At 69.5% G+C, this 13,758-nt stretch carries 14 protein-coding genes; 5 read left to right on the plus strand and 9 right to left on the minus strand.

What is annotated here, in order from left to right:
* Positions 1–61: 61 nt before the first annotated feature.
* The 5 genes from ruvB to ACWA14_RS07805 form a co-directional block, all read right to left on the minus strand.
* Entirely contained in the window at positions 62–1,087 is a 1,026-nt protein-coding gene (gene ruvB, locus ACWA14_RS07785) for a Holliday junction branch migration DNA helicase RuvB (RefSeq protein ID WP_463792185.1), read from the minus strand.
* Complete coding sequence (ruvA, locus tag ACWA14_RS07790) at positions 1,080–1,700, minus strand: Holliday junction branch migration protein RuvA (protein WP_463792186.1); 621 nt, start codon at positions 1,698–1,700, stop codon at positions 1,080–1,082. Before ruvA ends, ruvB begins: the two co-directional genes overlap by 8 nt.
* A gap of 9 nt (positions 1,701–1,709) precedes the next feature.
* Entirely contained in the window at positions 1,710–2,291 is a 582-nt protein-coding gene (ruvC, locus tag ACWA14_RS07795) for a crossover junction endodeoxyribonuclease RuvC (protein ID WP_463792187.1), read from the minus strand.
* A gap of 46 nt (positions 2,292–2,337) precedes the next feature.
* Positions 2,338–3,099 (minus strand): YebC/PmpR family DNA-binding transcriptional regulator, encoded by a 762-nt coding sequence (locus tag ACWA14_RS07800; protein ID WP_463792189.1) that lies wholly within the window; start codon positions 3,097–3,099, stop codon positions 2,338–2,340.
* A 110-nt stretch (positions 3,100–3,209) separates the two neighbouring features.
* On the minus strand, positions 3,210–3,812 hold the full coding sequence (locus tag ACWA14_RS07805; RefSeq protein ID WP_463792190.1) for a hypothetical protein: 603 nt from the start codon (positions 3,810–3,812) through the stop codon (positions 3,210–3,212).
* 99 nt (positions 3,813–3,911) lie between these two features.
* Here ACWA14_RS07805 and ACWA14_RS07810 point away from each other — a divergent pair, with 99 nt between their 5' ends.
* On the plus strand, positions 3,912–5,339 hold the full coding sequence (locus ACWA14_RS07810) for a pyridoxal phosphate-dependent decarboxylase family protein (RefSeq protein ID WP_463792192.1): 1,428 nt from the start codon (positions 3,912–3,914) through the stop codon (positions 5,337–5,339).
* On the opposite strand, the gene pdxT is transcribed toward ACWA14_RS07810, so the two are convergent.
* A complete protein-coding gene (gene pdxT, locus ACWA14_RS07815) occupies positions 5,323–5,919 on the minus strand; it encodes a pyridoxal 5'-phosphate synthase glutaminase subunit PdxT (protein ID WP_463792194.1) in 597 nt (198 codons plus the stop codon). The genes ACWA14_RS07810 and pdxT overlap by 17 nt on opposite strands.
* Positions 5,909–6,808 carry a pyridoxal 5'-phosphate synthase lyase subunit PdxS gene (gene pdxS / locus ACWA14_RS07820; protein ID WP_463792195.1) on the minus strand — a complete coding sequence of 300 codons (900 nt, stop codon included), beginning with the start codon at positions 6,806–6,808 and terminating at the stop codon, positions 5,909–5,911. Before pdxS ends, pdxT begins: the two co-directional genes overlap by 11 nt.
* Before the next feature lie 114 nt (positions 6,809–6,922).
* Here pdxS and ACWA14_RS07825 point away from each other — a divergent pair, with 114 nt between their 5' ends.
* Positions 6,923–8,260, plus strand: coding sequence for an aminotransferase class I/II-fold pyridoxal phosphate-dependent enzyme (locus ACWA14_RS07825; protein ID WP_463792197.1), 1,338 nt, complete (start codon positions 6,923–6,925; stop codon positions 8,258–8,260).
* 46 nt (positions 8,261–8,306) lie between these two features.
* Complete coding sequence (pdxY, locus tag ACWA14_RS07830) at positions 8,307–9,158, plus strand: pyridoxal kinase PdxY (protein WP_463792198.1); 852 nt, start codon at positions 8,307–8,309, stop codon at positions 9,156–9,158.
* 51 nt (positions 9,159–9,209) lie between these two features.
* Here pdxY and ACWA14_RS07835 read toward each other — a convergent pair whose 3' ends face one another.
* The gene (locus tag ACWA14_RS07835; RefSeq protein WP_463792199.1) at positions 9,210–9,752 is read right to left on the minus strand and encodes an HIT family protein; all 543 of its coding nucleotides are present in this window, start codon (positions 9,750–9,752) and stop codon (positions 9,210–9,212) included.
* Positions 9,753–9,815: 63 nt separating this feature from the next.
* A complete protein-coding gene (gene thrS / locus ACWA14_RS07840) occupies positions 9,816–11,744 on the minus strand; it encodes a threonine--tRNA ligase (protein ID WP_463797395.1) in 1,929 nt (642 codons plus the stop codon).
* 145 nt (positions 11,745–11,889) lie between these two features.
* On the opposite strand from thrS, the gene ACWA14_RS07845 reads away from it, so the two are divergent.
* On the plus strand, positions 11,890–12,303 hold the full coding sequence (locus ACWA14_RS07845; RefSeq protein ID WP_463792201.1) for a DoxX family protein: 414 nt from the start codon (positions 11,890–11,892) through the stop codon (positions 12,301–12,303).
* Positions 12,304–12,343: 40 nt separating this feature from the next.
* Complete coding sequence (locus ACWA14_RS07850) at positions 12,344–13,693, plus strand: cryptochrome/photolyase family protein (RefSeq protein WP_463792203.1); 1,350 nt, start codon at positions 12,344–12,346, stop codon at positions 13,691–13,693.
* Positions 13,694–13,758 lie beyond the last annotated feature (65 nt).

The raw sequence follows: 13,758 nt of genomic DNA on the forward strand, positions 1-13,758 counted from the left end.
TTCTCAGGTGCACGCAACAGTGTGTGGGCGCGCGAAGATGTCCGGGGGAAGTCTCCAGCGATTATAGGTCATCGAGGGTAAGCATCCCGTCCGGATGCTTCACACCGAGATGCGCATACGCCTCCGGCATCGCGACGCGACCGCGGGGCGTGCGCCCGAGGAAGCCGATGCGCACGAGGTACGGCTCGACGACGCTCTCGACCGTCTCGCCTTCTTCTCCCACGGCGACGGCGAGCGTGCTCAGGCCGACAGGACCGCCGCGGAAGCGGCGGACGAGCGCTTCGAGCACGGCCCGGTCGAGACGGTCGAGGCCGATCGGATCGACGTCGTAGAGCTCGAGCGCCGCCTGCACGTCACGGAGGGTTGCGTCCCCGTTGCTGTGCACCAGCGCGTAGTCGCGCACGCGGCGCAGCAGACGGTTGGCGATGCGGGGCGTACCGCGCGAGCGCCGGGCGATCTCGGAGAGGGCGTCGGTGGGGACGTCGACGCCCAGGACGGCGGCCGAACGCGCGATGACCTGCTCGAGCTCGAACTCCTCGTAGAACTCGAGGTGTCCGGTGAAGCCGAAACGGTCGCGCAACGGGTTCGGCAGGAGGCCGGAGCGCGTGGTGGCACCGACCAGTGTGAACGGAGCGAGCTCGAGCGGGATGCTCGTCGCACCCGCGCCCTTGCCCACCATGATGTCGATGCGGTAGTCCTCCATCGCGAGGTAGAGCATCTCCTCGGCGGAGCGCGCCATCCGGTGGATCTCGTCGATGAAGAGGACTTCGCCCGGCACCAGGCTCGACAGCAGCGCGGCCAGATCTCCGGCATGCTGGATGGCCGGACCGCTCGACAGACGGAGCGGGCGCTCGCTCTCGTGCGCGATGATCATCGCCAGCGTGGTCTTCCCGAGCCCCGGAGGGCCGGCGAGGAGGATGTGGTCCGCCGGACGGCTCTGGATCCGAGCGGCATCCAGGAGGAGCTGCAGCTGTCCGCGCACCTTCTGCTGGCCGACGAACTCGCCGAGGCTGGTCGGGCGCAGCGCGCCCTCGATCGCGAGCTCGGTATCGTCGACCGGCTCGGTGGCGTCGAGTTCATCAGACACGCGACGAGCCTCCCTGCGCCGGACCGAGCAGCGCGAGCGTGCGACGCAGCAAGGCGGACACCGAGGAGCGCTCGGCGTCGGTCGCCTCCCCCGCCGTCTGCGTCGCGGCCTCGGCGGCGATCTTCTCCGACCACCCGAGACCGATCAGGGCGGCCGTCACCTGAGCGACGACGTCGGTCCCCGAGGCCGAGGGCGTCGGGGATGCCGCGGCGACCGCATGCACCTTGCCGGCCAACTGCACGACGATCAGCTTCGCGGTCTTGGGTCCGATGCCCGAGACACGGCGGAACGGCGCGTCGTCCTCTGCCGTGACGGCGGAGGCGATCTGGTCGACCGTCATGTGCGAGAGCACTCCGAGCGCGGACTTCGGTCCGACCCCGGTCACGCTGATCAGCAGCCCGAAGATCTCCAACTCCCCCCGCTCGGCGAACCCGTAGAGCGAGAGGGCGTCTTCGCGCACGATGAGGCTCGTATGCAGCGCCAGGCGCTCCCCCAGCGTGGCGGTGTGCGCCACGTCAGCCGGGACGGAGACCGAGAACCCGACCCCGCCCACTTCGACGATGACCTGGTCGGTCGTCGCATGCAGGACGACACCGTGCAGGGAGGAGATCATCCCCTCAGCCTACGGTGCCGATCGTAGGTATGTTCGAGCGACACGCTCCGCGTCGGCCCAGGCGCGTTGCGCCGGCGTGAGCGCGGCTCCGCCGGGGGCACCGGCCGCTCCGCGACGCCACGCATGGCAGAGGGCGATCGCGAGGGCGTCCGCCGCGTCCGCCGGTTGCGGTGGAGCGTCGAGGCGCAGGATCCGGGCGATCATCGCCTGCACCTGGCGCTTGTCGGCCGATCCGTATCCGGTGACGGCGGCCTTCACCTCACTCGGGGTGTGCGTGGCGGCGGGGAGACCGTGCTCGGCAGCGATCAGGAGAGCCACGCCGCTCGCCTGGGCGGTGCCCATCACGGTGTGGGTGTTCTGCTGGGCGAAAACCCGCTCGACGGCGACCGCCTCCGGGCGGAACTCGGCGATGACCTCACGGATCCCCGCCGCCACGATCGCGAGACGATCACCGATGTCGGCATCCGGCGACGAGCGGATCACCCCCACGTGCACGAGCGTGCCGCGCCGGGTGCGATCGACGTCGACGACGCCGACCCCGCACCGGGTCAGTCCCGGGTCGATGCCGAGGACGCGCAGAGAGGAGGTCACCGCTTCAGGCTACGCCCGCGCGGGCGACGAGTCGGGTGCGCCGCGCCTAGCCCTCGTCGTTCTCCAGCTCGGCCTGCACCTCGGCCGTGAGATCGAAGTTGGTGAACACGTTCTGCACGTCCTCACTGTCTTCCAGCGCGTCGATCAGACGGAAGATCTTGCGGGCCGTGTCGGCGTCGATCTCGACCTTGAGGTTCGGGACGAACTCGACGTCGGCGGACTCGTAGTCGATCCCGGCATCCTGCAACGCGCTGCGCACCGACACCAGATCCGTGGCCTCGGTGATGACCTCGAAGCCCTCGGCGTGCGGCTCGATCTCCTCGGCACCCGCCTCGAGCGCCGCCATCATGACGTCATCCTCGGTGGTTCCCTCGGAGCCGACCACGATGACGCCCTTGCGGCTGAAGTTGTATGCCACGCTGCCCGGGTCGGCCAGCGTGCCTCCGTTGCGGCTGAGCGCGGTGCGGACCTCCGCGGCGGCGCGGTTCTTGTTGTCGGTCAGACACTCGATCATGAGGGCCACACCATTGGGTCCGTATCCCTCGTACATGATCGAGGTGTACTCGACGGCCTCGCCGCCGATACCCGCTCCGCGCTTCACTGCGCGGTCGATGTTGTCCTTCGGGACCGAGGTCTTCTTCGCCTTCTGGATCGCGTCGAAGAGCGTGGGGTTTCCCTGCAGATCGGCTCCGCCGAGCTTGGCGGCGACCTCGATGTTCTTGATGAGCTTGGCCCAGGACTTGGCGCGCCTGGAGTCGATGATGGCCTTCTTGTGCTTCGTGGTGGCCCACTTGGAATGCCCGGACATGTGTCTCCGCTCGTCGTATCCGCCCCGGGGCTCGGCCCAGGGCATCGACCAGTCTAACGAATCGCCGCGACGACCCGAGCGTTTCCGAGGTGGGACGAGGAAGCGGGTGCTCACCGACTCGGATCGTCGCCTTTCAGCGCGACCGGGATCGCGTCGAGCTGCAGGGCGACGCGCGAACGGTCTCCGCGGGCGACGCGCGCGTGCTCGACGATGTACTCCTCGACCTCCGGAGTCAGGGTGCCCTCGGCGCTCATCCCGACGGCGGCGTTCGCCTGCCGGACGAGCGCCATCATCCGCGGCGCGTACTGGAGGAGGCGATCGGCTGCGACCTCGTCGCCCACGGCATCCGCGATGGCTCGCTCTCCCTTGGTCTGGTAGTCGCTGGCGAGCACGTGTGCCGCGCCGAAGGCTGCCTGCTCGCGCAACGGCGCCTCCGGATCGTGTGACGCGTAATAGCGTTCGACCTCATCCCGCAGCCACGGTGCCAGAGGAGCGAGAGCGTCCTGTCCGGCTTCATCCAGTTCCTGGCCGTCGAGCGCGGGTGTCAGGGACGCCCCGACCGCGTCCATCCATCCGCGGAGTGCGGACACGCGCGCCTCGTCCTCCGCAGTGCCGTGGATCAGGGCCGTCGCGCGGTCGAACACGTGCAGGCGCTGCAGGTTGAAGTAGAGGGTGTTCAGAGCGATCAGCTGCCACTCTCGGGGACTCGTCATGCCTCCGATCCTAGAGAGGGGCGCCGCCTCCGTCCGACGCCGCCGGTCTTCGCGCGAGGAGGCCTGGCGTCTCGCACCCGGCGGGTGTACGCCTGAGTCATGGACGACAGCAGCAGGGCGGAAGACGTCGGCGACCAGAGGGCCCGCGCACTCGCCGCGGCACGGCACGAGGCGGCACTCTTCCTCGATTCCGTGGCGGAGCGACCCGTGTGGCCCCGCGCGACCCTCGAGGACATGCTCGCGGCGTTCGGCGGCCCGCTGACTGCTGCGGGCGTCGACCCGGCAGAGGTGATCCGGGAGATGGCGGAACGCGCCGGCCCGGGCCTCGTCGCGATCCCCGGCGGTCGCTTCTTCGGATTCGTGATCGGCTCGACGCATCCGGCGGCGCTCGCCGCGGACTGGCTCGTGTCGGCGTGGGACCAGAACGCCGGCTCGTCGCTACTGGCGCCGGCCGTCGTGGCGATGGAGCGCATCGCCGGTCGATGGATGCTCGATCTGTTCGACCTGCCGTCGACCGCCAGCGTCGGGTTCGTCACCGGCGGGCAGATCGCGAACTTCGCCTGTCTCGCCGCCGCACGTCAGGCCGTGCTGGCGCGATCCGGATGGGATGTCGCGGAGCGCGGACTGCGCGACGCTCCTCCGCTGCGGTTCGTCGTGGGCGCCGATCGGCACGGCTCGATCGATCGGGCGGCACGGTTCCTCGGGATCGGACGTCGCGAGATCACCGTGGTCGCCTCCGATGAGCAGGGGCGGATGCGCGCCGACGCGCTGGAATCGACGCTCGCCGCGACCGAGGGGCCGCTGATCGTGTGCCTGCAGGCCGGGGAGGTGCACACCGGAGCCTTCGATGACTTCGCGGCGCTGATCCCGATCGCCCGGCGACGGGACGCCTGGGTGCATGTCGACGGTGCGTTCGGACTCTGGGCCGCCGCCTCCGCATCGCTGCGGTCGCTGACGGCCGGGATGGGCGAGGCCGACTCCTGGGCGACGGACGCGCACAAGACGCTGAACGTGCCCTACGACTGCGGCATGGCCATCGTGCGGGATCCGGCCGACTCGATCGCCGCGTTCCGGACGGGCGGGGACTATCTGATCTATTCGGGACTCGATCCCTGGGACGTGACACCCGAGCTCTCGCGCCGCGCACGCGGGGTTCCCGCTTGGGCCGCGATGCGCAGCCTCGGGACCACGGGCATCTCGGCGCTCATCGATCGTCTGCACGCGAACGCCGTCTCCATGGCGGAGGGACTCGCCTCGATCGAGGGGATCGAGGTCATCAACGACGTCGACTACACGCAGGTGATGTTCGCGACGGGTTCGGACGCCGCGACCCGCGCGCTGGGAGACGCGATCCTGGCGGACGGCACCGCGGCCGTGACCGGCGCCGTGTGGCGAGAGCGCGCGGTACTCCGGTGCTCGATGTCGTCCTGGGTGACGAGCGACGAGGACATCGCCCGCACGGTGGCTGCGGTGCGCCGGCTGGCCTCCCCGGCCGCCTCGACGGCCCGGGTCACCGGCGCGCGCTGACCTTCGCGAGGAAGCGTTCGTGGAACCGCGTCTCCCCCGTGATCTCGGGGTGGAAGCTCAGCCCCAGCAGATCACCCTGCTCGACCGCGACGACCCGGCCGTCCGGCAACGCCGCGAGCACCGTCGCATCCGGGCCCACCGACTCCACGACGGGACCGCGGATGAAGGCGGCACGCACGGGTGTTCCGCCCAGCGCGGGAACCGTGAGCTCCGCTTCGAACGACTCGACCTGTCGGCCGAAGGCATTGCGACGGACGACCACGTCGAGGCCGCCGAAGGACTGCTGCCCGTCGATGGCGTCCACGACGGAATCCGCCAGCAGGATCAGTCCCGCACACGTGCCGAGAACCGGCATCCCCGCGGAGATCGCCGCACGGATCGGATCCTGCATCCCGAACAACCGCGACAGCTTGTCGATCACGCTGGATTCGCCGCCGGGAATCACGAGCCCGTCGACCGCCGCGAGCTCCGCAGGTCGACGGACGAGGGAGACCTCGGCGCCGAGTCCCGCGAGCAGGGCGGCGTGCTCGCGCACGTCGCCCTGCAGGGCGAGGACTCCGACGTGGGGCTTACCAGCCACGCTCGGACAGGCGGTGCGGTGCGGGGAGGTCGGCGACGTTGATGCCCACCATCGCCTCTCCGAGGCCGCGGGAGACCTCGGCGACGACCTTCGCGTCGTCGTAGAACGTGGTGGCCTTGACGATCGCCGCCGCACGCTCGGCAGGGTTGCCGGACTTGAAGATGCCGGAGCCGACGAACACGCCGTCCGCTCCGAGCTGCATCATCATCGCGGCATCCGCCGGGGTCGCGACACCGCCGGCGACGAACAGGACGACGGGCAGCTTGCCGGTCTCGGCGATCTCGGCGACCAACTCGTAGGGCGCCTGCAGCTCCTTGGCCGCGACGAACAGCTCATCCTTGGTCATGGAGCGCAGCACGTTGATCTCGGAGCGGATCTTGCGGATGTGCTTGGTCGCCTCGGAGACATCGCCGGTGCCGGCCTCGCCCTTCGAGCGGATCATCGCCGCACCCTCGTTGATCCGACGGAGCGCCTCGCCGAGGTTCGTCGCCCCGCACACGAACGGCACCGTGAAGCCGAACTTGTCGATGTGGTTGACGTAGTCGGCGGGCGAGAGCACCTCGGACTCGTCGATGTAGTCGACTCCGAGCTCCTGCAGGATCTGCGCCTCGACGAAGTGGCCGATGCGCGCCTTGGCCATGACCGGGATCGAGACCGCGTCGATGATGCTGTCGATCATGTCGGGATCGCTCATGCGCGAGACGCCGCCCTGGGCGCGGATGTCAGCCGGCACGCGCTCGAGTGCCATCACCGCGACGGCTCCTGCATCCTCCGCGATCTTCGCCTGGTCTGCCGTGACCACGTCCATGATGACGCCGCCCTTGAGCATCTCGGCGAGTCCGCGCTTCACGCGCGCTGATCCGGTGGTGGGCTGTTCGGTGACGGTCATGACGGTCCTCTCGGATGAATCGATCGCCGCGTTTACTGCGGGATCCAAAGTCAGATTTGATCTATGTCAAAAGATAGCACCGTCCGGGACGACCTAGTATCGAGGGGAGGACACATGAGCGACGACATCACAGGAACCACCGCGGCGGAGATCGCCGACAGCGTGCGCGCCCTCCTCGAACGGGGGACGCTCCGCTCCGGAGACGTGCTTCCTCCGGTGCGCGAGCTCGCCGCGACGCTCGGCGTCAACCGCAACACCGCCGTCGCCGCGTACCGCCAGCTCGCGCAGGCCGGACTCGTGATCTCCCGCGGTCGCGCCGGCACGGTCGTGGCGGGGATGGATGCCGTCGCCCAGGAGGGCTACGCCTCCGACACGGTGCTCCGCGACGTGGGCACGGGCAATCCCGACCCCGCTCTGATCCCCGATCCGTCGTCCGCGCTCGCGACGGTGGCCGGCCGCCCCGTGCTCTACGGCGAACCTGTCATCGACCGCGGACTCGAGCACTGGGCCAGCGAGTGGGTCGCCCCTGACCTCGACGGCAGCGCGTACCGCATCACCATCACCAGCGGCGCCGTCGACGCGGTCGAACGGCTCCTCGCTCAGGCCCTGACCCGCGATGATGCGGTCGCCCTCGAAGACCCGTGCTTCCTCGCCAGCATCCACACCGTGCGACTCGGCGGCTACCGGGCCGTCCCGGTGCCCGTGGATGCCGAAGGCATGACCGTCGACGGGCTGCGGGCCGCGCTGGCCGCCGGCGTCCGCGCGATCATCTGCACACCGCGCGCCCAGAACCCGACCGGTGCGAGCCTCAGCGCTCGCCGGGCAGAGGAGCTCCGCGCCGTCCTGGTGGATCACCCGTACGTGCTGCTGATCGAGGACGATCACTACTCGATGCTGTCGCAGCGCACCTACGAGACGCTGATCAGCCCCACCCACCGGCGCTTCGCGCTCATCCGCTCGGTGTCGAAGTTCCTCGGTCCGGACATGTGCCTCGCGATCGCGGCCACCGACCCGGAGACGGCCGAGCGCCTCGCGATGCGGTTGAGCCCCGGCACGACGTGGGTCAGCCACCTGCTGCAGCGGCTCACGCTGGCGCAGCTCACCGACGCGGACGCCGTCGCGCGGGTGGCGGAGGCCGGTGCGCACTACGCGCAGCGCAACGCGGCGTTCGCGGAACGGCTGCGCGCACACGGCATCCCGATCGCGGACACGGAGGGACTGAGCCTCTGGGTGGAACTCCCCCAGCCGGCTCGCCAGGTCGCCCAGCAGCTGATGCGACGCGGCTGGCTCGCCCGCACCGGCGACGACTTCGCCCTGGGTGATCGCGCCGGCGCCTCCCACCATCTCCGTCTCACGGTGCACGACCTGTCCGACGACGATGCCGACACGCTCGTCGCCGACCTCGTCTCCGCCGCCGGCATCTCCACCGTCGCCGCGCAGGCGATGCGATGACCACCCGACGCGGGCACCGGCCCGCCCTGAATGAAAGGATCGGGAGATGAAGATCCTCTCCATCCAGTCCGCGGTCGCGTACGGCCACGTCGGCAACTCGGCAGCCGTCTTCCCGCTGCAGCGCATCGGCGTCGAGGTGCTGCCCGTCTACACGGTCACGTTCTCCAACCACACCGGGTACGGCGCATGGCGCGGCCCGATGATCTCGCCGGATGACGTGCGCGAGGTCATCACGGGGATCGAGGAGCGCGGTGTCTTCGGCGCGATCGATGCCGTGTTGAGCGGCTACCAGGGCGGCGAGGGCATCGGCGACGTGATCATCGACGCGGTCGCGCGCGTCAAGGCCGCGAACCCCGAGGCCCTCTACGCCTGCGACCCCGTGATGGGCAACGCCAAGTCCGGGTGCTTCGTCGCCCCGGCCATCCCGGTCCTGCTGCGTGAGAAGGTCGTGCCCGTCGCGGACATCATCACCCCGAACCAGTTCGAGCTGGGCTTCCTGACCGAGACCGAGCCTGACACGCTCGAGTCGACCCTCGCCTCGGTGGATCTGGCGCGCGCGATGGGACCGCGCACCGTGCTCGTCACGAGCGTCGAGCGTCCCGACCGGGAAGACGGCACGATCGAGATGCTCGCGGTCGACGACGACGGTGCCTGGATCGTGCAGACGCCGCACCTTCCGATGAAGGCGAACGGCTCCGGCGATGTCACCGCCGCCCTCTTCACCGCCCACTACGTCGAGACCCGGAGCGCCCAGATCGCTCTCGAGCGCACGGCGTCGAGCGTGTGGGACCTGCTCAAGGCGACGCTCGACTCCGGAGACCGCGAGCTGCAGCTGGTCGAGGCGCAGGAGTTCTACGCCAACCCTCGGATGCAGTTCGCCGCACGCCAGGTGCGCTGACGTTTCGTCTCGCTGCGCTCGCTCAACCTGCGGGTGCGGCGGGGCGCTCGCTCACCGTGCGGGGCGCGGCCAGGCGTTCGCGACGGCCTCCCGCACCTCGCCGAGGAGCTGCGGGAGCGCCTTGGTCTTGGCGATGATCGGGAAGAAGTTCGCATCCGATGTCCAGCGCGGCACCACGTGCTGGTGCAGGTGGGCGTCCACGCCGGCGCCGGCCACGGCCCCCTGGTTCATGCCCAGGTTGAATCCGTCGCAGCGTGACACCTCGCGCAGCACCCGCATCGCCGTCTGCGTGAGCTCGCCGATCTCGGCGACCTCCTCGCGAGTCGCCTGATCGTACGTGGCGATGTGGCGGTACGGGCACACGAGGAGATGCCCCGAGTTGTACGGGAACAGATTCAACAGCACGTAGGCCGTCTCACCGCGCGCGACGATGAGCCGCTCGGCATCCGGATGCTCCGGCGCTTCGCAGAACGGGCACTCCTCGCGCAGCGGCTCGGGACCCGCCTGGATGTACGCCATGCGGTGCGGGGTCCACAGCCGTTGGAACTCGTCGGGCACGCCGGCGAAGTCCCTGCCGTCCTCGACCTCAGACACCGGTCGGTTCCTGCACGGGCGCTGCGCCGAGCGAGCGCGGTGAGGAGAAGCGTCGAAGACGGGTCACGCCAGGTCCCCTGCTGTCTGCACGAGCGTGTGCGCATCGATCGCGGTGCGGATGCGGGCGACGGCATCCGCGATCGGCACGCCGTTCTCCTGCGTCCCGTCGCGATAGCGGAAGGAGACGGTGCCCGCCGCGCGGTCCTGGTCCCCCGCGATCAGCAGCAGCGGGACCTTTCCGGTCGTGTGCGTGCGGATCTTCTTCTGCATCCGGTCATCGGAGGTGTCGAGCTCGGCGCGCACGCCGGAGTCGCGCAGGGTGCGGATGATGTCGCCCAGGTAGTCCGCGTACTCCTCGGCGACGGGGATCCCCACCACCTGCAGCGGCGAGAGCCACACCGGGAAGTCACCGGCGTAGTGCTCGAGCAGGATCGCGAAGAACCGCTCGATCGAGCCGAACAGCGCGCGATGGATCATGATCGGACGCTTCTTCTGCCCGTCCTTGTCCATGAACTCGAGATCGAAGCGCTCGGGCAGATTGGGATCGACCTGCACGGTCGACAGCTGCCAGACACGACCGATCGCGTCCCGCGTCTTGAGATCGATCTTTGGCCCGTAGAAGGCCGCCTCGCCGGGGACCTCGGTGAGCTTCAGACCGGATGACACCGCGACCCGGCGCAGCGCATCGGTCGACGACTCCCAGAACTCGTCCGAGCCGATCCACTTGGCCTTCTCGTCGTCCTTCATCGAGAGCTCGAGCTCGAAATCGGTCAGACCGAAATCGCGCAGCATCGACAGGATGAAGTCGAGGACCTTGGTGACCTCGCCTTCGAGCTGATCCGGAGTGACGAAGAGGTGCGAATCGTCCTGGGTGAAGCCGCGGACTCGGGTCAGTCCGTGCAACGCCCCGGACAGCTCGTTGCGGTAGACCGTGCCGTTCTCGGCGAATCGCAGCGGAAGATCGCGGTAACTGCGGGCGCGCTCCTTGTAGATCAGGATGTGCATGGGGCAGTTCATGGGCTTCAGGTAGTAGTCCTGGCCCTGCTTGGTGATCTCGCCGTTCTCGTCGCGCTCCTCGTCCATCACGATCGGCGGGAACATGCCGTCCTTGTAGGTGACGAGGTGGTTGGAGGTGAGGAAGAGGTCTTCCTTCGAGATGTGCGGGGTGTAGACGTAGGTGTAGCCGCCCTCGATGTGCCGCTTGCGGGCGTGCTGTTCCATCTCGCCACGGATCGTTCCCCCGCGCGGGTGCCAGACGCTGAGGCCGGAGCCGATCTCCTCGGGGAAGGAGAACAGGTCGAGCTCCTTGCCGAGACGGCGGTGGTCGCGCTTGGCGGCCTCCTCGAGACGGTGCTGGTAGGCGCGCAGCTCGTCCTTCGAGGGCCAGGCCGTGCCGTAGATGCGCTGCAGCTGCGGGTTCTTCTCGCTGCCGCGCCAGTAGGCCGCCGCGATGCGGGTGAGGTCCCAGCCGTTGCCGATCATGCGGGTGTTGGGCAGGTGCGGCCCGCGGCAGAGGTCCTTCCAGACGACCTCGCCATCACGCGTCGTGTTGTCGTAGATCGTCAGCTCGCCCTCGCCGACCTCGACGGACGCTCCCTCCGCGGCTTCCTTGCCCGGCCCCTTGAGCCCGATCAGCTCGAGCTTGAAGGGCTCGTCGGCGAGCTCGGCGCGGGCCTCGTCGTCGGTCACGACGCGGCGGACGAAGCGCTGCCCCTCGCGGATGATGCGCTGCATCTCCTTGGTGATGGCCTTGATGTCCTCCGGGGTGAACGGGGTCTCGACGCCGAAGTCGTAATAGAAACCGTCCGTGATGGGAGGCCCGATGCCGAGGTTCGCCTGCGGGTTGATGCGCTGCACGGCCTGCGCGAGCACGTGGGCCGCGGAGTGCCGGAGGATGTTCAACCCGTCGGCGCTGTCGATCGTGACCGCCTCGACCACATCCGTGTCGCTCAGCGTCGTGGCGAGATCCTTGAGGTCGCCGTTGACGCGCATCGCGACGACGTTTCGGTCAGTGAACAGGGCGAAGCCGTCATTCGGCCGGGCGTTTTCAGGCACAGAAACTCTCCATCTGGGTCGATACCCAGGTTACTCGTATGGCCGAGCGCTCCCGGACCGTCCGTCGATGTAGCGTGAACGGATGCACAGAGCAGTCGCACGATGGATCCTGGCCGTCGCCCTCGGGGCGATCGGCGTCGCTCACTTCCTCAGCACGCGCGGGTTCCGCGTCGTGGTTCCGGAGTGGGCCACGCGGCTGACCCGGATGGACAAGGACACGATCGTGCTGGCGTCGGGCGCGGCCGAGGTGGCGCTCGCCGCGGGTCTGCTCGCCCTGCCGAAGGAGCGCCGCCGCGTGGGCTGGGCCACCGCCGCGTTCTTCGTGGCCGTCCTGCCCGGCAACATCCATCAGTGGCAGACCCGGCGTTCGACGCCCGGTCTCGACACCGACGCCCGGCGATTCGGACGGCTCTTCCTGCAGCCCGTCCTGGTGGCGTGGGCGCTGTGGTCGACCGGCGATGAGAAGCCCCGGCCCCGGTCTCGTCGCCGACGGTGAGTCCGCGCGACAGCCGCACGTCGTCGATGAGAATGGTGCCATGACTTCCCCTTCGCTCGTCTGGTTCCGCGACGACCTCCGTCTCGCCGACAACCCGGCGCTCCGCGCGGCGATCGATCGCGGCGAGCCCGTGATCGCCCTCTACGTGCTCGACGAGGAGAGCCCGGGCGTCCGGCCGCTCGGAGGTGCTGCCCGCTGGTGGCTGCATCACTCCCTGGCGTCGCTCGGAGAGCGGTTGCGCGAACGCGGCGGCGCCCTCGTGCTCCGCCGGGGCCCGGCCGAGCGCATGGTGCGCGAGACCGTCGCGGACACCGGCGCGACCGCGATCTTCTGGAACCGTCGATACGGGGGCGCCGAGCGCGAGATCGACTCCGCACTGAAGTCGGGCCTCCGCGATGACGGCCTCGAGGTCACCTCCTACGCGGCATCGCTGCTGCACGAGCCGTGGACGGTCACGACCGGAAGCGGTACGCACTACTCGGTCTTCACGCCGTTCTGGCGGGCATGCCTCGCGCTCCCTGCCCCGCGCGAGCCCCTCCCCGAGCCCCGCACGATCGACGGACCGGCGCAGACGCCTGCGTCCGACACGCTCGACGATTGGAACCTGCTGCCGACGCGACCGGACTGGGCTGCCGGGCTGCGCGAGACGTGGGAGCCCGGGGAGCCGGCCGCCCGGCGCCGCCTGCAGCAGTTCCTCGACGAAGATCTGCGCGACTACGACCGCGCGCGCGACGCGCCTTCCGCGGGAGCGACATCGATGCTCTCGCCGCGGCTGCGCTGGGGTGAGCTGAGTCCCTTCACCGTCTACCACGCGGCGGTCTCCGTGGACGGCGCCGGCGGCTTCCTCTCCGAGCTGGGCTGGCGCGAGTTCGCGTGGCACACGCTGTACCACTTCCCCGCGCTCGCCACCGAGAACCTCCGCCGCGAGTACGACGCGTTCCCCTGGCCGCGTCTCCGCCCGACCGACCTCGCGGCATGGCAGCGGGGCGACACCGGCATCCCGCTCGTGGATGCCGGGATGCGCGAACTCTGGCACACCGGTGTCATGCACAACCGTGTGCGTATGGTCACCGCGTCGTTCCTGGTGAAGAACCTGTTGATCGACTGGCGGCGGGGCGAGGAGTGGTTCTGGGACACCCTGGTGGATGCCGACGGCGCCAGCAACCCCTTCAACTGGCAGTGGGTGGCCGGATCGGGTGCGGATGCCGCACCGTATTTCCGCGTGTTCAATCCCGAGCTCCAGGCCAAGAAGTTCGACCCGCAGCGGCTCTACATCGGCCAGTGGGCGGGTGACGCTCCGACGGAGCCGATGGTCGATCTGGGCGAGACACGCAAGGCCGCGCTCGCCGCGTACGACGAGTTCCGACGGGCGACGCGCAGCGCCGACTGAGCCGGTCCCCGCCGCCGCGATCCACGACGGCGACACGCCGCGCATTTCGCCGCGCGCAGAATCAA

The sequence above is a fragment of the Microbacterium sp. TW_SC_2 genome, assembly GCF_055361165.1.